Genomic DNA, 19,574 nt, shown 5'->3' on the forward strand with positions numbered 1-19,574 from the left:
TACACCTTACACAGGGACACTAAAAAACAGTAGCAGAGTATATCTACTAATACGCGGCTACTGTTTTTTTATTTGTGTACACAAGAACACAGATTATTTTTTTGTCAAAATAACCGTACCATTGGATTGAGATTCTGCGATATTGTATGCAAGTTGATCTTGGTTTACTATACCAGTTGTAGCTACAATTATTAAGGAGGCAGAGACATGAACAAAGTCTGTTTCTTTGGAAACAAAATCAACAACTTTTAGTGTATCATGATCCACATATTCGACTTTTACTACTGCGGATTTGCCATATCCATCATTGATTTTAATTGTTCCTGATATAGCTTTCTTGAACTTATGCCCGAAGGAAGGGTTTAAGAAAGTGAAATCTAATGTGTCTGAAATCGTTAATCCGTTGCTATCTTTATCATTTAAAATAATTTCCGTAGAAGCAAAGGCACCTTCATTGATCGTAGCTGTAGCTGGAGTAGTAGGGTTTTCAGATCCTTCACCGTTGTGCCCGTCTTTACCAGGAGCATATTGGAAAGCTTCAAATGTATTTGATACGTTTTGCAATAAGCTGATGGATCCGAGCGTCCAGTCTCCCTTGTCATCTACTTTAGCTGTACCGATATATATTCCGTTTAGGTATACTTTCACTTTATAGCCAGCTTGAGCAGTACCACTTATGATATAGCTAGAACCATCGTATGTTACGGGGCTTTGTGCCGGGTTTGTTATTTCCAGTTTAGCGGCCTCTGTTAAATCGGAAGTTATGTTCCAAGTAGATATATTTTCGGTTTTTGTCTCATAGCCAACTGTTATAGAATCCCTACTCGAAAGTGCTGTTGCAAACGCTTGTTGCGATACTCGTTGTCCATGGATGAAAAACAGATCATTATCATCCCATTTGTATTTGAAACCATTTGTATATACAAAGTCACTCTCTATAAATAGATCAGCGCTTTTTATATTTAAATTATAAGATCCGCTTACATTTTGTAATTGAAAAAAGTGAGTTAGCGGTGCTTTTTTACTTTTTGGATGTCCATCTAGTTTTTGAATTATCGGTTGTATATGTGTTACAGAAGTTAGGTTTCCTGGTGCAATAATAAAGGTTAGATTTCCGGATTGATCTGTGAACACGGTCATTTCCTGACCAGTATTTCCTATTGAACCATTTGCAGAAGTAATGACAGCTGTAGTAGAAGTTATTTCAGTAACGGGATTTGCTTCTGTTAGGTTTATTCGAACACGTCCAATATATGGAGAGCCATCTGCGTTAGTTAGATTAGCACGATAAACCCGATTTTGTGTCGTTTCCAAGTAAGAAGCATCCATATCATATACTACAATACCTGTAATATCAGCAACCGCTTCTGTTGCAAACTTCATCTTGTAGTCTTTCCAAGTGACCGAGTAATTTGTAGAAGGATCTAGATTAGAAGTTGTTAAGATTACTGTTTTTTTGTCTTCTGATAATTTAGCTGCTTGAACGTTTTTTCCTGAAACTTTAAATTGTCCTGCTTCTAAACCAGCTAATGGGATGGAATATTCTTTTGAAAAATGAACCATGACAGTGTTTTGCCCATCAGTAGAAACCGTGAGTGGTTGTAACGGTAATGAAGCTTCTATGTCTTTATAGCTTTTCTCTAACTGCGTTTGGAAAGAGAAATCTCCCTCATTAAAAGTTAAATAGTTTTTCGCTTTTTCTAATTCAGTGGCTGCTTCTGCCAGCTTGTTGGCCTTTATATAACTAGAGGCTTTTTCTATATGTATTTTCACTGTCACATCATATTTCACTTGTTCTATTAACTTTTCCATAGCAGGTTTCACTGCATTTCGAATACCATCACGTGTAGATTGTCCATAAACTCTATCTAGTAGTTTTACTTGTTTACGATATTCCGCAGTAGCAATGTGGTAAGCGGACTCCACTTTCCCAAGATCAGCCGAGTCGATTGCTTTTTTCAGATTGTCTGTTAAATCGATAATCTTTTCACTTGAGGTAATCGCATCGATGTATGCTTGCGCACGTTTCACATGTATTTTTGGTTCCACCAGTTTTGCCTGAACACTTAATTTATCAGATGTTGAAAGATTAGTAGCTGCGGTTTCTGCTGCTTGGATCGTGTTCTTGGCAGTATTATATTGGTTATATGGACGAGTTTTAAAATCAGCAGAGCCTTCTACTGAAATAGCCCATTTTAAAATGGTGCCAGCGTTTTGGGCATCCGTTACTAGTTGATTTATATTTGTTGTGGCGTTAGCTTGTTGGGAGGGGAATGCTCCAACAAATGTGGAAGCAACTATTGCTGTTGTTGCTGTAATTTTGACTATGTTTCTCTTCATATCTTGTATTCTCCCTTGAATTTGGCATTTCATTACCAAATATATCATAGAAATACTTGGTTGGATTATCCTAATATTGGGATTTGGGATTTCGAGAGGTTCCTGTGTGAGGGGCAATCCAGAATTCTCACAGGGATGAAAAAAATCCTGCAGAAATTATTCTCTGCAGGATTTCGTTTATTATTGTGGAGTTACTTCAATTTTCCAGTCTGACCAGTCTGGATTTTCTTTCTTAAATACATCTTTAGGGAAGAACAAGCTTACTGGGCGACCGTAATTTGGATTCAGGTCAAATTGCGCTAATGGGAAGCCAAGTTGTGCAACTAGATCACCTGCTGCATCAAACAATTGCAGTGGCAAGTTTTCAAGTGTTACGACTGTCGTAAAGGTGTTACGGATTAACACACTTACATGAACGCCATCTTCTTGTGCTGCTAAGTTAAAAGCAGAAACAGAAATAGTTTCCATTTGGATAGGCACTAAAGAGTCGAGCGTTTTTTGCAAATCTTCTTTTTGCTCATCCGACAATTGCTCTGACCAGTTTGCATCTAGTTGTAAATAGAATTCAGAACGTGTAGGCTCTTGGATCTCAAAAACGACTTCGAATTCCATTTTATCTTTAATTTCGTATTCTGGAACTAGTAAAGTATCGCTTTCAAATTCGAAAATTCATGGACAAGCTCGTAGGAAGTTTAATACACCAAATAATTCACTTCCGTTCGTAGGTAAAATAGTTAACTCGTATTCTGAACTTCAATCTTCTCCTGTTTTAGACTACATTAAGATGGAGTCATCTTCCCTTATTATAAAATCATTTATATCCCAATTATTATCTGAATTGTATTCAACCTAGTAATCCCATGCTTCAATTGGTTTAATAGTTTCAGCTTGGACTTTTTCAAAACAAATGCTTCCACCACTAATAGTAATTGTAATGTGAATTTTCTGTAAATAATTCGAACTTATAAAGTGGACAAATGGACATTATACGACATTCAATGTTTTCTATCGACCATTTTCCATACACTTCTAGAATTCTCTACTATTAACTGATAGTATGATAATTGGCAACTTGGATCATTAGGAGGAGTAATAATTTTATGAAAAAAATTAAGCCCATACATATTTTCGCATTATTTATTGCAATACTTTCGTTCCCAATTCTAGCTAATGGGGAAGCAATCATTCAATGGGATGAATCAATTGACGTAATGTCCGATAAAACTTGGACTGTAAAGTTTAATAAGTCTGTTGATTCAACCAGTGTCAATTCCAACTCTATTTATGTAATAGATCAATCGGGCACAAAGAAAAATGGGAACATAACGGTATCAATGGATGGCAAACAAGTGATAATAGCACCACCAATAGGAGGCTATGTTCACTCATCTACATATGTATTGCATATTACCGATAAAATTAAAGACAAAAGCGGAAAGCCTCTTTCCAAATACGTCCAAAAGAAATTCACAATTGAAGCCTCTCAAACATATGACATTGCACAGATTCAAGCGGATGGAAGTACATCTTTTATCAAATCATATCTTACATATGAAGAGGCTGTTACAAATTGGAAGACAGATCAAGTAATTATGCATCAAGGAGCTCTTATAAAAATGCCAGCCGGGCTTGTAGTAACAAAACCAACAACTTCGAGCGTTCTTACCATTATCTATTCGGACAAGTCATTCAAACAGCAAGACACTTATGTCCCTGCAGATACTGAATTGCTTTACGTAGATTCTACAGACATATACGTAGAAGTAAATGTTGCAGGAAAGACTGCTTATATTAAGCATGAAAATAGTAAGCTACTTCCATGGAATGCTCTCAAAGGTAGATCGTATTATTCTACTGTGAATGGAACTCTGACGCATTATATTTACTCTCATAACTCTGGAAAATACACGTTTTATAACGTCGGTACTGCTCCAAACTTTATGATAGCAGGAGAAAATTATTATAGTGTTGATGGAGTACATTTTACAAATGCAAGTGGACAAACTGTTGGGACAAGTTATCCTTACTTCCAATATCTATCTGCACGAAGTAAAACAAATTATTCTGCGGAAGAAATCGATGCGTATATATTTACTATGCTTCAAAAACTCGAAATGGAAAATCCATATAATGCAACATATAAACAAGCATCCAAGAAAAGTAAGTTAATAGGTTTAGGTAACTTTTTAAAACAAATGGAAGATGAATATCATATAAATGCACTCTTTATCCTGGCACTTGCACAACATGAAAGTGCGTATGGTTTAAGTAATAGAGCCTTGGAATACAATAACTTATTTGGACTGTATGTTACAGATAACAACCCTTTAGCAAAGTATTTTGATACAGTCGAGCAAAATATTGAGGAACTAATAACAAAGTTTTTGAACAAAAATTATATTCCGCCTAATGCTGGATATGCATATGGTGCCGCTTTTGGTAATAAAGCAACAGGATTCAATGTAAAATATGCTTCCGACCCATATTGGGGAGCAAAAGCAGCTGGTCATTTATATCGAATGGATCAAATGATGGGTGGGAAAGATTCTATTAATCCATACAAGCTTGGTATTACAACCACTTCTGGTCTAAACGTCAGAACTGGTCCCGGTACCAATTATCCTGTTGCTTATCGATATGCTAAATCGAACTTACTGATTATTATTCTAGATGATAGTCTACCAGAAACCGATTGGGTACAAGTTCTCTCTGACTCTAGTTCATATAAAGAATTGTATATTCACCGTGACTATATTCAAGCAATACCCTTCAAATAAATAACATCCAACTAGCAAACTAAAGACTATTTTGAAAATGTCGATATTAGTTGCAGGAGGAGATATTATTTGAACAAAACGCTTGCCATATTATGTACATTTATCTTTACTATTTTTCTACTAGTTGACCATTCATCAGTAGCGAAAGCAGAAGCATCCTACCAGGTCAGTTCGTCTCAAAAAACAGCTGCACCCGAATCATATGAAAAGATTAAAATAGCACTTTTAACGGGACAAGCTACAGGTCAATTTGATACATCCGAAATTGATTATTTAAAAGTTGGTGAATTAATTAATCAAGTAACCTTTGAAAACCCTGAAATTATGTATTACTCGGGTGCTAGATTTTCTTCAAATGGAACGATTGAATTTTATTATTCACTACCAACTAAGAAAGTGATTGCAAATCAATTAGCGCTTCAACAAGAAGTAGATAAAGTTCTTTCTTCTATTATTAGACCCAATTATTCAGATTTTGATAAAGTAAAAGCAATTCATGATTATATTGCATTATCTACTGCCTATGATTGGGATAATTATTTAAATGGAACTGTGCCAGCAGACTCTTATACTGCATATGGATCCCTTATCCAAGGAATTGCTGTATGCGATGGCTATGCAAAGGCGGCACAACTACTTATGAATCGTCTAGGAATTGAGAATTATTATGTGTATGGAACTGCAAATGGCGGTCTCCACTCTTGGAATCTTATTAAGCTAAATGGGACTTTCTATTGGATGGACATCACGTGGGATGATCCGGCCCCTAACCAAGATGGATACGTTCGTTACTCTTATTTCCTTATAACTTCCGATCAACTTAGAAAAGATCATACATGGGAAGAAGGAAACTGGCCAATCGCTACGAGTAATACATATAGTTACTTTAATGATTTTAATAAAACAGTAGAATTTGATGGATACTATTACTACAGCAGCCAATCCGATCTTGACAAACTATACAAAATAGCAAAGAATGGTTCAAACAAACAAAAAGTAAATAATGTACGAGCACCTTATTTCGCTATTTACGGAGACACTATTTACTTCAGTAATTATTCCAATAGCGGGTATATGTATAAAATGAAACTAGACGGTTCTTCACTAGCGCAAATGAATTCCATCCATTCAACGGATATTCAAGTAGTGGGAAATACGTTAACTTACTTAAACAATGTTACGAACAAACGAGAATTATTACCTTTAGATAATATATTTTCAGGAATTGGCCAAAAAGTAACCGCCAATAAAACATGGACGATTACATTCAACCAAGAAGTCGATCCTTCTTCTATTAAAAAGGAAAATATTCTCGTTAAAACAGAAAATGGTGAAAATGTTACCGTAACATTACAAGTAGACCCAACGAGCGCAAAGAAAGTACTTGTACAAGCACCTTCAAATGGCTATAAAAACAATACTAATTACACGCTATTCATACAAAACGTAAAAGCTAAAGTATCTGGTAAAACACTCAAAACTGCTTCTACTAAAAACTTTTATATACAATAATAGTAAAAAAATCCCTCTATCAATTTCTCGATAGAGGGATTTATACATACACTGATTAACCTTGTGACGTAAGTTTAATAGTCCAACTTGTCCAGTCTGGAGCTGCTTTTTTGAATACAGTTTCAGGGAAATGCAAGCTTATCGGACGTGCGTGAGTTGGTTGAACAGTAAATTGTTCCAATGGGAAACCTAGTTGAGCTATTAAGTCACCGGCAGCATCAAACAACTGTAATGGTAGATTGCTGATGGTAATATCGTTATTGAAAGAATTACGTACAAATACATAAACGCTAACTCCATCTTCTACTACTTCTAAATTGAATGCAGAAACTGATATTTCATCCTGTTTGATTGAATCAAGAGAAGATAGAGTCGTGCTTAAAGAACTCCTTTGTTCTTCTGTTAAACCGTTTGACCAATTGTCATCCAGTTGCAACTCAAATCGAGAAACTGCAGGCTCCTGAATTTCGAAAACGACTTCAAATTCCATTTTATCCTGAATTTCATCTTCTGATACTAACAAAGAATCCTTATCAAAATCGAATACCCATGCACGAGCTCGCAATGAGTTTAATACGCCAAAATACTCCATATTAAAATCTTTTCGTGCAAGTTCTTTTCCTTCTGTATCACGAACAACTAGTCGAATATCTTGTATATTTAAGGCTTTTTGTAGAGAATGACGAATAATGGCCGTCATGATAAATCCATCTTCCGCTTTAAGTAACTCTACCCCATGGATATTCACTTGATTTGGTTCAAGTCCTTTTAATTTATTGTGGAAATATTGGAAGACATAACGATCTTGTTGATCCAAATCCCATTTATCACTGAATTCTAACATTGTTTTTAATCTATTTGTCGGTTTTGCTTGGTTTCCTTTGAATCGTTTAACCAATTAGAACATTCCTTTCAAATACGCATACTATTTCTGCATTATACCACAAATCCCAACAATCTTGCGTCAATTAATGATAAACTTCCCATCTATTATTCTATTTATTTTTCTGATCCAGAAGTAGCTTTAATTTGAAGAAAACGAGAGTTATCAAAACTTGTTTCCATCGAAATAAAATCAACTACTTTCAGTGTGCCACCGTCCACATAATCAACTTTCACCTCAGCGCATTTCCCCTGACTATCTTTCCAAGTAATTGTGCCAGATAAACCCTTTTTGAATTCATGCCCATAGGAAGATTTAAGAAAGTGAAATCTAATGTATCTGAGATTGTTAATCCATTATCGTCTTTATCATTAATAACAAGTTCCGTATAAGTAAAAGTACCTTTATTGATAACAGATTTTGTAGGAGTAATTGGATTTTCAGATCCTGCACCATGTTCTCCTTCTTTTCCAGGAGCGTATTGATAAGCTGTAAAAGTATTAGCAGCGTTTTTGAATTAAAGATACTGCACCTAGAGTCCAGTGATCATTCCCATCCGCTGTAGTTGTACCTACTAATACATCATTTTGGTACACTATTACAGTATTCCCTTGTTGAGCAGTTCCACTTATGTCATAGGTGAAACCATCGAACGTTATAACTATGAGCTGGGTTTGAAAATTCCAATTTAGCAGCTTCCGTTACGTCGACCGTAATGTTTCAAGAAGAAGCGTTTGCTACTTTTACTTTATAGTCGACTGTTACTGTGTCCCCTTTCGATAGGGCATCCTCGAATACTTTTTGTGACACTTTTTGTCCGCGGATGAAGAATTGGTCGTTTGCATCCCAATTAATTATATTTAAAGTCATTCGCAAATACATAATGATTTTCTATGTTTACAGTTGTTCTATTTATATACAATGCATAAGCATTATTTATCTGTTGTAACTGCATAAAATGGGTGATTGGTGCTTTTTTACTTTTTTCGTCGCCATCCAGTTTTGGGATGGTTGGTTGCACATGGATAACAGAAGAGATTTTACTATTCGCACTATATGCTGTTGCAATTATAAATACTAAATTTCCATTTACATCTGTATTTGCCACCCATTCTTGTCCCGCATTCACTACTGGACCATTTAGCAAAGTGATTACCGCAGTTGTAGATGCAATTGATGTTGGCGTACTTACTTCGGCCAAATTTTTTTTACACGCCCCACGTATGGGAGCCATCTTTATTTGTTAACTTAGCGGTATATGTACGAGAGTCGGTTGTTTCCATATAGGCTACATTGGTTTCGTTTAAGAAGATGCCAGAAATATCTGCAACAGCTGCTGTCACAAACTGCACAGTATGATTTTTCCAAGTAACTGCTTGAACTTCGCTTCTTTTAGTGTTAAGTAATAGTGAGCTTTTTCTAATCCAGAAGCTGCTTCTACTAACTTATCCTCTTCATCCAATTAACGGCTTTATCAACATACATTCTAACTGTTATATCAATTTTTAATTCATTGATCCGTTCTTCTATTGCAGGTTTACTGCCTGACGAATACCGTCTCTAGTTGATTGACCAAATACACGATCTAGTAATTTTGCCTGTTTACGGTACTAAACCGTTGCTTTATGGTATGCGGTTTCTATTTTGTCCAGATCAGCTGAGTTGATTGCTCTACTCAGTTGTTCGTTAAATCAATTATTTTTTGACTGGAAGTAATTGCATCTATGTAAGCTTGTGCACGTTAGACTTGGATTTTTGGTTCCACTAGTTTTGCTTGAACGCTTAATTTTTCAGAGGTAGATTTATTTAGAAGCTGCCGTTCTCGTGGCTAAGATAGCCTTTTTAGCAATGTTATATCGTTCGTACGAACGAGTTTGATAATCAGCAAAACCTTCTACTGATATAGCCCATTTTTTGTGCAGCTATTACTGCAGTAAAAGCTGAAGTTGCTACTGCAGTTAATGCTGCTATGTTTATAGTTTTTTTCTTCATAAACTTGGAATCTCCTTTCAAAAGACTTGGTTTATGTGCATTGTAATTACCGAGTCGACTATATCATGGTTAGGCAAATTCATGAGAACCATATAATGGGAAGTTTTTTTATACCGCATAGATAAAAAAATCCCCTTTAGTCATGTAAGACTTAAGAGGATTTTGTAAATGTTTTGGTATTTGTTTTATCAAGTAACTAGTTTCCAAGTGTATACTTTTTTGTTTCCAAACTCTTATTGTTTTCATCGTATGCGTAAATAGTTATGAGCGAACCAGGTTTTGCGTCTACCAATGTGTAAGTAAATTTATTGCTTCCTTTATAAATCATGTCATCTCCGCTAATCGTTACTCGGTGAACATCCGAATTAGTATTCACAGTTACTGTAGTAAAAATGCTATTCGTATTACTTTGCACATATTGGATATTTAACGAAGGATCTACGATTTGAAACGGTACTTCCAAGCCAGTTTTCAATGTTTTTCCTTGCGTGCTTTGAATACTGTTTTTTATAAATAATGTGTATTGCTTTCCAACTGAATAAGATTTTGTAGGCTTCACTTCCACTACATACCCATTATTAGAAGTAGTAACAGTCGTTGGATGTACGTTTTGTCCATCCGTCACGTAAACGTTGGACGAATTCAGTGAACTAGTATTTAATTGCATATTGAATCGTACTTTCCACACTTTATTAACATTTTCTGACGTTTTATATTCCCAGTCTTTTGCTAGTGTAAACATTGGTTGGAAAGTGAGCAACATAATCATAGCAGCAAAAGTCGTATAGATAAGTTTTTTTCCAGTCAAGATATTTCTCCTTCCTTATTTACCCACTTGTAAATCATCTATTGAGTAGTATTTTAAGATATCTTTCATCAAACTCTTATCCATAAAAAGTGTATAAAGAGAATAAGATCCGGTTAGATCTTTCTTTGGTACTTCATTATAGATTTTATTGCCAGTGCCGATTTTCTTAAAAATATCAGCTTGAACTTTGTTAGTTCCTGAACCATAAGCAGAAAAACTTACTTCCGCATTTTTAGGTAAATTATTTAATACAAATAGGAACTTACCATTTATTTTACTCGCTTCCATAGTTTCGTCTGTGCCTTCTTCTTTACTAAGCGTAAGTGTTACTTTTTGTACATCACTATTAGCAAGTACCTCAATAGTTGTTACATTTTGTGTAGCAGAAAGAGCTACCGTATTTGTTGTGATTGTTTGAATTTTTTTCTCTGGAACTTTCACTCGAATAGTTTCAAAACCTGTTTTGATATAGTCATCAAAACCATCTTCTAATAGTTTACCAAGAGTAGTGCTATATGTTGGATGCTGCACTGAAATAGCTAATTCTTGTCCTGTCGGAACTGCAATATCATATTTGTAGTCTACTAGGACTGATTTTGGAATGGTAATATTCACAGTTTGATCCCGAACGATTGCATAATCAGATACTTTTGGAATCGTAATTTTTAACACTTCTTTTGCGTCGTCCAAAACAAATGTGCCATTCTTTTTAATTGTGTCAATTATTGTTGCCCATTCTTTAGTTTGGTCATCCGTAGTAAACCCTTTTAATAAAGTTGCTTGTTTACTTGAATTTGTTGCAATTGCTGGATCCCATGTTGCTCCTGTAAGGGTAAGAGTAAGCGTAGTTCCATCGGACAAATCTTTCTCTTTTAAAGATTTTGGACCAATGGATATTGTTGCTACCGCCCCTACTGAAATACTAGCATTTTTTTCTATAGAAAGATCATACCCATTTGCGAGAAGATCCTCAGGAACTACAAACCCTAGTGTGCCATTACCTGAAAAATCAACTGCTGGCAGTTTAATTGTTAGTTTATTATTTGTTATGGTAATTTTTTTGCTATCATTTGACGCTTTTAAAGCTGCTATTACCTTATCTGGAAGTCCGGTCCCAGATTTTATTACTTTAATATAATCATTGATAGGTAAATCTTTGTTGAAGGCAGCATTTTTCAATGTAATGATTATAGTTTTGCCACCTTTTTGAAGATCCACTGCGTCCAATCCACTACTAGCTGTTCCGGAAAGTTCTGCTTTTACATCAGCAATTTTGAAACTTCCTTTTAAAACATCATTTGACATGGTCAACAATTCTTTAGAGATTTCTATTGTTGCAGTTGTATCTTGTTCCGATGTAAAGCCAACTATTGGAGGTAATGTAAACTTCACCACTGTATCACTAATTCTAGTTATTGTTGAGTTATTGATAGTGTGAATCAATGAAGGTGCATTAATTTTGATTGTATTGACATTATTATTTATATCTTTTACCCATACATCGTTTTTCAAGGTAATGGTAACTTCCTTACCACCTTTTACAATATCAAACTCATTTGTACCAGACAAAATTGAACCAGATATTGTTGCTGATTGATTGTCAGTAGGGATTACATTAAATGCACTAAATTCTTGATTGGAAAGAAATGTATTACCATCCAATTTACTGTTACTTTGATTAAACTTTATTTCAGTTACGCTTGTTATTTTGTATCCTGGAATCGGCGGCAATGTTATCGTAACTACTTTGTCACTTGTTCTTTTGACATCAGCACTTGCGAGAATAATATCTTTAATAGTATTATCCCAATCAAAACCATTAAGTAAGGTTTCACGGTTTGTTGTTTTAGTTGCAATATCTGATGCCCATTTTGCATTTACTAGCTCTACTATAATTGTTTTTCCACCTTTAACAACATCCGCTTGTGAAATACTTGGAGTAACAGTTCCTTTAATAAGAGCTTTTGATTTTGCAACAATAGTAAATTTTTGTTCCGGCAAAATAACGGCATTTTGTAAAAGTTGGTATGGAACATTCAATGTAATTACTTGGTCCTCTGTTAATCTATAATCGTCTGTCTGAGGAATAATAATCTGTAGAGTTTTATTAGAGTTTATTACACTAATGTTTCCAGGCAATGACTTTAAATTTGTTTTAACTTTTTCCCATTCGCTTGTTTGATTTTTTACTTGTAGTGCATTAATTAATAAGTCTTTTTTAGCATCGTCCAGATTGTTCCATAATACGCCACTTGGTAAGAGTAAACTAATAGTAGCTGTTGATAATGTATTAATAGTTGCTTCCGTTAAATTTGAAACAGATGGAGTGATAGTTCCTGTTGTTGCTGGTTTAATTATGAATTGTAAATCAGTACCAGGTGTTTTTAAATTAGTACCTACAATATCCATTTTAATATATGCAGCTAAAGTTGCCGGATTAAATACTACTGTATCTTCATTAATTGTTATTGGAGTTGAAGGAAGATTAATTTTTAATGTTCGGTTATTGTTTGTAAAGGAGAGAAATTTATTTGGATCTGCTGAACTTAATTCTTCTACTAATTGCCATGGAGAAGAATTCACTTCAAACATATTTAGGACTTTCTTCAATTCTGTCCATGTACTTAAAATTTGAGTATCCCAAGTAGCATTCAATAAATTCAATTCAATTGTCTTCCCGCCAGTATTTATATCCGTTGCAGTAGCATTTAAAATACTGCCTCCGAGAGTGATTTCTGGTTGTGCATAAATTGTAAACTCTACTGGTTTTACGGTACCTTCCCAATTTTCTATTAGTGCACCAGTCAGGTTGATTTTAATGTTTTGGTTATTAGTAATGGAGTATGCAATACCTGGAAGAGTTAAAGTAAGTACTTTATTTGAATCACTTAATACCACATTTGTCTCTGAAATTAAAGCTTTGAATGAAGTCCAAACCGCTTGATCAATATCTGCATTCATGCTATCTTTTAAAACATTTAGTCTAGTAAAATGACTACCATCATTTACCCAACTTTTACCTTCCGGGAGAGTTAATACAATCTTTTGAGTACCTAATGTAATATTCTCCTCTGTAATATCATTTGCAGTAATACCTACCTCTACTTCCCCTGCTGCCTTCGCACCAAATGGCGTAAGCGTTGAAAAGATCAGCAAGAATGCTAAAAACGAGTAAAAGTATTTTGTAAACCTGTTTGTTGTCAACATATTTCCTCCTTGTCGTTAAATCGATGTCATTGTCTTACAAAATTCTTCATAATCTAATTAGTTCAAACACATCTATTCTATCGACCATTTTCAGAAAAAATGAAGCATTTTCCAGTTAAATAATAGTATAATTGTCCAATAGACTATCTTACTAGGGGTATAGCATGTTAAGGAAGAATATGTTCGTCTGGATTCTGGTTTTGACTTTATTTATTTCGTTAGTTCCAGTAACAAAAACTTCGGCAGCTTGCAGTGAATGGATTACATTGCCGGAATTGAAGGAAGTACCTTTGTCTAAAGTATTTACTGTGACGTTTAATAAGGAGGTAACATTGGGGGATATTGATAGCCTTGAAATATTCCAAGGCCAAGAGTCAATTCCCGTGAAAATTGAGGCTAAAGAAAAGCAGGCCTTTGTAACACCTGTCAATAAACTCACTCCAAATACTAAATACGAGATCAGAATAGTTATTGGAGCAAAAAGATATATAATGACTGAGCAAACAGTAGGCACGGCTTCATCAGAAACTCTTACATACGAAGGTATAAAGGATGTTAGAAGTTCATTTGCAGATGGTCAACTTATTAAAGATGTCCATCATTATTCGGCTGATTTTGGAGAAGGCCATCCTATTAATATTTATGTGACAGATGATTATGAAAAACGATATGGCAAGGGTTTTTCCTATGATGAAACGATTTCTATTGTAAATTCTATCGAATCTTACCGAAAAACTAAGCCTTACACTACTGAACTCGGTACACTCAACATCTTCTTCTATACAAATGAATCGAATACCGCATTACCGAAAGAACATCAAGCGGTTATAGGTTCTTGGAGGAGTAACACTGGTGATGGAGTAGCAGCAGAAATGCTCATGAATGGTAGTATGATGCCATATGATTTCCGTTCATCTTATGTTCATAAATTTATACATTATTTCGATTTTCAATCCTTTATCACTGAAAAAAATAACCCAAGAACATTTGAAAAATTTTGGGGTCCAAATTATCGCCTTTGGCTACTTGAAGGTGGTGCAGAGTATGGCGGCTATTTCTTCTATAATTATCCAGAAAACTCGAAAAATAACTTAAAGAAAGATTTCGTACTGCCAACAAGAGAATCGATTTTAGATTATGCTAAAGCACAGGGACGAGGTAAAGATAATCTTATATTGGATATTGAATTAGATTCTTTTGATGATATTGATCGTGCTAGTTCCAATAATTACGGGGTTACCTTGTCCTTGTTTTGGTATTTAGTAGAGCAATATGGTTATAACCATGTATATGATTATGTACGTTATATCGGGGATACATTTGAAGGACAGCAATTGATCACAAAGGAAGAAAAAGATAATACCGCTATCAAATTTTTTGGAAAAACAGAAGAACAAATCTTACAAAATTGGTTGGATTACTTTAACTATTTTGACGGGAAACTTCAAGAATATAAAGAAACTAAAACAGGTACTGTTAATTATGTATTCAGACAGGGGAATCCTTTGCTTCCTCATTATGTTGACGCAGAATTGGGTTTACGAAAAGATGGCACATACCACTTTGCAGTAAATATTTCGGAATGGATTGCGGATATGGATTATACACAAGCTTATACATTTAGGGAAAAATCTACTTTTGAATTTCAATTGAATGCAGATGGTTATCCGCCTGTGAATGTTAAACGTACTATTGGTTTCTTTACAGATACACTCTCACAAGATCAAAGACTATTCGCATTCGATTTTTATATTTCTAAAGAAGAACAATCGAAGCTAGTTAAAGGTGTCGATTATAAACTCCAACCGCTTGGCAATGATAGCACGTATAAATGGGTAATTCCAGATCACCTAACATTTAAATGGTAATAGAAAAAGGAACGAGCCACTTGTTACTGTGCTCGTTCCTTTTTTAATCTAGTCAGTTATTATCTGGTATATAAACTTTCCATCTCGAAAAGTCTGGATCTTTTTTCTGCACTAATGCTTCTGGAAAAATGAATGTCCAAGGTTTCGTTGAGTTTGCTTTCACAGAAAAGTCTTCTAGTGCAAAGCTACCTTGGCATACATGATCGCCTTTTGCATCTTCCACAACTAATGGTAATTGTTCGATGTTTATCGACTTCATATTTCCGTTACGAATTAGTACCGAGGCTGCTAAACTATTGTCTTCTTTAAATTTAGCTTCTAGCCCCATAAAATTCACTTCGGTTTCACCTAATTTCGGTAAACTTGATACTACTTTTTCTAAATGCTCACGCTGTTCTGGGGTTAGTTGTTCTTCCCATGAAGGAGCTAAATCTAATGTATGCTCTTTTGGTTGCTGTTTCAATTCAAAAGCTATTTTCCAACCGTCTTCCGGAATTTGATCTACTAATATATTTTCTTTCTCAAATGGAAATTTCCAAGGCATTGAAGATAATGCTGGAATAGCTTCCATTATAGACATATCAAACGATTTTTTGGCTAGTGCTTGTCCTGCTTCGTCTAATACGATTAAATCGAGATTAGGAAATTGCACTGGTTGATCCAATGTATTGCGAATAAATGCTTCAATTACCGATTTTTCTTTTAATTGGATTAATCTAATTCCCGAAATAGAAATTTGGTTCGGTTTCAATGATGGTAATTGTTCATGGTGAAATTTTAAGACATATGTTTGGGCTGTTGAATAGTTTTGAGACGGGTGAAACAGTAGTTTTGTGTATACGCCATCTGCATTTGTAGCTACCGCTTCTTCTGCAGTAGCTGTCTCAATTTTTTCTTCCGTTTCTTCATTTTTTTTCTTTTTGAAAAAAGCCATTATTGCTCATTCTCCTTTTTTGCTTTCAACACTTCTTTTACAAGTTCCATAAACTGAATGCTCACTCCTGATTCAATTTCATTTAGTAATGCTTTAAATTCGGAGAGTGCCTCTTTTTCAAAGAGTTGATATGGGTCTTGTTGACCATAACCACTTAAACCGATTCCTTCTCGAATATTCGTCATTCGGTGCAGGTGACTCATCCAGTTCGTATCTATTTGTTGAAGCATTAATCTCTTCAATTGAATATTAAAAATTGGCGTATCTTTAAACAATTCGAGTAAAGCCTTTTGTTCTTCTAATTTAGATAGGGCATCCATTTTCACTTGTTGTTCAGTTACATGTTTAATATCTTCGATGCTCCAGTCTATTGAAGGAAGTACAAGCGACAATTCTTTTATAAAGGAAGCAGGCTGTCGATCAAATAATCCTTCATTTTCTTCCCCAAAGTAAACTTCTGAAAGTCGAGTAATATAATTTTCCATATATTCATATAGCTCTTCGAATAGCATTTCACTATCTAAGTCAATAACCCGATCGCGCATCGAGTAGATAATTTTGCTTTGTTCATTTAAAGGTGTTTCTAATTTCAATAAATGCTCACGAGCAGCTTGATGTATATACTCCACCGTTTCTTGAACAGTTTTTAAATACTTATCCGGATTCGGCGATAGTACCAGACCTTCTTCATTTATTTTTACTTTTTTCAAGTAAATTTCATGCTGTTCTTCATCGTAGTACGTAAACAAATCATCTTCTAGTGAAATGATAAATTGGGAAGTACCTGGATCCCCTTGACGACCAGAACGTCCACGGAGTTGCATATCGATACGCCCACTTTCATGGCGTTCCGTTCCAATAATATACAATCCGCCTAATTGTTTCACTTCTTCATCTAGTGAAATATCCGTACCCCGTCCTGCCATATTCGTTGCAATCATTACCTGTCCTTTTTGACCAGCTTGCGCAATAATATCAGCCTCTGCTTCTTCCGTTTTAGCGTTTAGGATTGTATGTTTGATCTTTTCTTTTTTCAGTTGCATAGAGAATTCTTCCGATTGCTCAATAGATGTAGTACCTATTAAAATCGGTCGTCCTAAGCTATTAATCCGCTTCACTTCAGAAACAATTTTCTTTATTTTATTTTCTTTATCTTTATAAATAAGTTCTGGTACATCTTCACGTAACACAGGTTTGTTCGTAGGAATCGTCACAACAGGTAGTCGATACGTTTCCCAAAATTCTTTTTTCGAAGGTGTCGCACTTCCTGTCATACCAGCTAAACCACTATATAATCGGAAGTAATTTTGAATCGTAATCGTCGCTTGTGTTATATTTTCATCCGTAATTTTGACGCCTTCTTTTGCTTCAATTGCTTGATGCAAGCCTTCACTTAGCGAACGCCCTTCCATTATACGACCTGTGAACTTATCGATTAACTCGATTTTTCCTTCTTTGACGATGTAGTCTACATCACGTTTTAAAGTTGCATATGCTTTCATAGATTGATTGACATGGAGAAGCAATTCTCTATGCTCTGGGTCATATAAATTTTCAATACCGAATAATTTTTCAATCTTCGTAGCACCTTCATCGGTTAAATAAATATGTCTAGTTTCAGGAATCAGCTCGTACTCTTTTCCTACTTTAAATGTCTTCATAATTTGAGCAGTAATAAGGAACAATTCCATCCCCTCGTTTGACTTACCTGCCACAATAAGTGGAGTTCTCGCTTCATCAATAAGAATACTATCGACTTCATCTACAATTGCAAAATGATGACCTCTTTGCACTTTATCCTCTTTACGAAACACCATATTATCGCGTAAATAGTCGAAACCAAACTCTGTACCAGTACCGTATGTAATATCTGCCGCATATGCATGTTTCTTCGCATGCGGACTCATTTGGGCAATATTTAAACCAACTGTCAAACCAAGAAATTCATGTACTTTCCCCATGATGTCTCTATCCCGAGTAGCTAAATACTCGTTAGCAGTAATAATATGTACACCTTTTCCTTCTAATGCATGTAAATAACTAGGCAATGTCGAAACAAGCGTCTTCCCCTCACCCGTATTCATCTGCGCAATAGAGCCTTCATGTAGGACAAAACCCCCAATTAGTTGTACATCATAATGACGCAAACCAAGAACGCGCTTAGCCGCTTCACGCACAACTGCAAAAGCTTCTATTTGAATATCTTTTAGCGTCTTACCAGTAGAAAGTTGCTCTTTAAATAAATCCGTAGTACCACGCAATTCTTCATCGGTGTACACTATATATTTACTTTCTAAACTATTAATTGTATCGACGATCTTATTTATACGTTTTAACTCTTTGGAACTATCATTAAATAGTTTTTTTACGCCTTCTAACATTGAGTTGTTCTCCTTTTGTTTCGAATAACTACGGAGTCAATTATATCACATATTATATGAGTTTATAATGTTCTCTAATGGTTTTGCTTGTTTCTCACACTCTTTTCTTGAAGTAGCCAAGCTATGCTACTTACCCTTTGTAGAATAAGAGAATTATACACTATCCATAATCGCCTGGATGCCTACAAGAACATTTGTCTCAAATTATGACAAAGAAATTCAACTGTAATCAACCTGATCTGATCGACATCACTTGCATTTGTTATGCATTCACATTAAAAAATGGTTTATTTCTGCTTAGGAACTTTTTCTTCCAAAATAGTTTCTCCGTTTTCATTAGCTTCCACAACTTTTGATACAAACGCATCCATAATGGCTGATAAATCACTTGCACTATTGGCTTGTGATTCTGAACCCAAGGCTAACTCCTGCATCGTCGTTGCAATTTGTTCTGTACCTAATTTTACTTCATTCGCAGATTGAGTGAGTTCTTCACTATGACTCGATAGGGTTTCGGAACTTTGAGAAATGCGTGTCATTGCTTTTACAAACAAATTTAACACCATTAGAATCTTCTGATTCCCAAAGGTTTTTACCTTCGGCTGCTGGATGTGCGAGTTCTATTCCTCCACTATCTAACGCAAACATATAACCATTCTCCCCTAAATCTATACTTGGATTGATTGGTCGTGTTCCATCTGAATTCAGCTTACCTAACATCGCAATTTTTACTATTTCTTGTGCCTCTGCTAAAGTAATATCTCCATTTTCCACATTTTCATTTAAGACTCGTATCATTTCTATAGTCTGTTCAACACTATTTTTTAAAAGTTGTTCCCCCGTATTATCTAAACTACTAGCACTCTTTTGAT

Annotated in this window: 14 protein-coding genes; 3 read left to right on the plus strand and 11 right to left on the minus strand. The window is 35.1% G+C overall.

Annotation, left to right across the window (positions count from 1 at the left end; all coding sequences use genetic code 11):
- Nucleotides 1-93: 93 nt before the first annotated feature.
- Together ACIQYS_RS09175 and ACIQYS_RS09180 are read right to left on the minus strand one after the other, a co-directional pair.
- Nucleotides 94-2,340: a hypothetical protein gene (locus ACIQYS_RS09175; RefSeq protein ID WP_402978033.1), complete on the minus strand. Its 2,247-nt coding sequence runs from the start codon at nucleotides 2,338-2,340 to the stop codon at nucleotides 94-96.
- Nucleotides 2,341-2,520: 180 nt separating this feature from the next.
- Nucleotides 2,521-2,952, minus strand: coding sequence for an SLAP domain-containing protein (locus tag ACIQYS_RS09180; protein ID WP_402978038.1), 432 nt, complete (start codon nucleotides 2,950-2,952; stop codon nucleotides 2,521-2,523).
- Between the two features lie 488 nt (nucleotides 2,953-3,440).
- On the opposite strand from ACIQYS_RS09180, the gene ACIQYS_RS09185 reads away from it, so the two are divergent.
- Nucleotides 3,441-5,117, plus strand: coding sequence for a glucosaminidase domain-containing protein (locus ACIQYS_RS09185; RefSeq protein ID WP_402978041.1), 1,677 nt, complete (start codon nucleotides 3,441-3,443; stop codon nucleotides 5,115-5,117).
- A gap of 69 nt (nucleotides 5,118-5,186) precedes the next feature.
- Nucleotides 5,187-6,629, plus strand: a complete 1,443-nt coding sequence (locus ACIQYS_RS09190; protein WP_402978044.1) for a DUF5050 domain-containing protein — start codon at nucleotides 5,187-5,189, stop codon at nucleotides 6,627-6,629.
- A 55-nt stretch (nucleotides 6,630-6,684) separates the two neighbouring features.
- On the opposite strand, the gene ACIQYS_RS09195 is transcribed toward ACIQYS_RS09190, so the two are convergent.
- From ACIQYS_RS09195 to ACIQYS_RS09215, 5 genes are all read right to left on the minus strand, one after another.
- Complete coding sequence (locus ACIQYS_RS09195) at nucleotides 6,685-7,527, minus strand: SLAP domain-containing protein (RefSeq protein ID WP_402978047.1); 843 nt, start codon at nucleotides 7,525-7,527, stop codon at nucleotides 6,685-6,687.
- An 835-nt stretch (nucleotides 7,528-8,362) separates the two neighbouring features.
- Nucleotides 8,363-8,713, minus strand: coding sequence for a hypothetical protein (locus ACIQYS_RS09200; protein ID WP_402978050.1), 351 nt, complete (start codon nucleotides 8,711-8,713; stop codon nucleotides 8,363-8,365).
- A gap of 7 nt (nucleotides 8,714-8,720) precedes the next feature.
- Nucleotides 8,721-8,864, minus strand: coding sequence for a hypothetical protein (locus ACIQYS_RS09205; RefSeq protein ID WP_402978053.1), 144 nt, complete (start codon nucleotides 8,862-8,864; stop codon nucleotides 8,721-8,723).
- 836 nt (nucleotides 8,865-9,700) lie between these two features.
- Nucleotides 9,701-10,312: an Ig-like domain-containing protein gene (locus tag ACIQYS_RS09210; protein ID WP_402978056.1), complete on the minus strand. Its 612-nt coding sequence runs from the start codon at nucleotides 10,310-10,312 to the stop codon at nucleotides 9,701-9,703.
- Nucleotides 10,313-10,327: 15 nt separating this feature from the next.
- Nucleotides 10,328-13,516 (minus strand): hypothetical protein, encoded by a 3,189-nt coding sequence (locus tag ACIQYS_RS09215; RefSeq protein WP_402978059.1) that lies wholly within the window; start codon nucleotides 13,514-13,516, stop codon nucleotides 10,328-10,330.
- Between the two features lie 167 nt (nucleotides 13,517-13,683).
- On the opposite strand from ACIQYS_RS09215, the gene ACIQYS_RS09220 reads away from it, so the two are divergent.
- Nucleotides 13,684-15,387 (plus strand): Ig-like domain-containing protein, encoded by a 1,704-nt coding sequence (locus ACIQYS_RS09220; RefSeq protein ID WP_402978062.1) that lies wholly within the window; start codon nucleotides 13,684-13,686, stop codon nucleotides 15,385-15,387.
- A gap of 52 nt (nucleotides 15,388-15,439) precedes the next feature.
- Here the strand turns inward: ACIQYS_RS09220 and ACIQYS_RS09225 are convergent, their stop codons facing one another.
- The 4 genes from ACIQYS_RS09225 to ACIQYS_RS09240 all read right to left on the minus strand — a co-directional run.
- Complete coding sequence (locus ACIQYS_RS09225; protein ID WP_402978065.1) at nucleotides 15,440-16,321, minus strand: accessory Sec system S-layer assembly protein; 882 nt, start codon at nucleotides 16,319-16,321, stop codon at nucleotides 15,440-15,442.
- Nucleotides 16,321-18,702 (minus strand): preprotein translocase subunit SecA, encoded by a 2,382-nt coding sequence (gene secA, locus ACIQYS_RS09230; protein ID WP_402978068.1) that lies wholly within the window; start codon nucleotides 18,700-18,702, stop codon nucleotides 16,321-16,323. The genes ACIQYS_RS09225 and secA overlap by 1 nt, the downstream gene beginning before the upstream one ends.
- A gap of 287 nt (nucleotides 18,703-18,989) precedes the next feature.
- Complete coding sequence (locus ACIQYS_RS09235) at nucleotides 18,990-19,256, minus strand: hypothetical protein (protein WP_402978092.1); 267 nt, start codon at nucleotides 19,254-19,256, stop codon at nucleotides 18,990-18,992.
- A partial coding sequence (locus ACIQYS_RS09240; RefSeq protein ID WP_402978071.1) for a cache domain-containing protein occupies nucleotides 19,198-19,574 on the minus strand: 377 nt, incomplete at its 5' end. The genes ACIQYS_RS09235 and ACIQYS_RS09240, both read right to left, overlap by 59 nt.

This window comes from Psychrobacillus sp. NPDC096426 (assembly GCF_044762745.1).
Taxonomy (GTDB): Bacteria; Bacillota; Bacilli; order Bacillales_A; family Planococcaceae; genus Psychrobacillus.

Bases quoted from the DNA above. Each gene is read 5' to 3' on its own strand.
- ACIQYS_RS09175 (WP_402978033.1), bottom strand. From the start codon at position 2,340: ATGAAGAGAAACATAGTCAAAATTACAGCAACAACAGCAATAGTTGCT.
- ACIQYS_RS09180 (WP_402978038.1), bottom strand. From the start codon at position 2,952: ATGGAATTCGAAGTCGTTTTTGAGATCCAAGAGCCTACACGTTCTGAA.
- ACIQYS_RS09185 (WP_402978041.1), top strand. From the start codon at position 3,441: ATGAAAAAAATTAAGCCCATACATATTTTCGCATTATTTATTGCAATA.
- ACIQYS_RS09220 (WP_402978062.1), top strand. From the start codon at position 13,684: ATGTTAAGGAAGAATATGTTCGTCTGGATTCTGGTTTTGACTTTATTT.
- ACIQYS_RS09225 (WP_402978065.1), bottom strand. From the start codon at position 16,321: ATGGCTTTTTTCAAAAAGAAAAAAAATGAAGAAACGGAAGAAAAAATT.
- secA (WP_402978068.1), bottom strand. From the start codon at position 18,702: ATGTTAGAAGGCGTAAAAAAACTATTTAATGATAGTTCCAAAGAGTTA.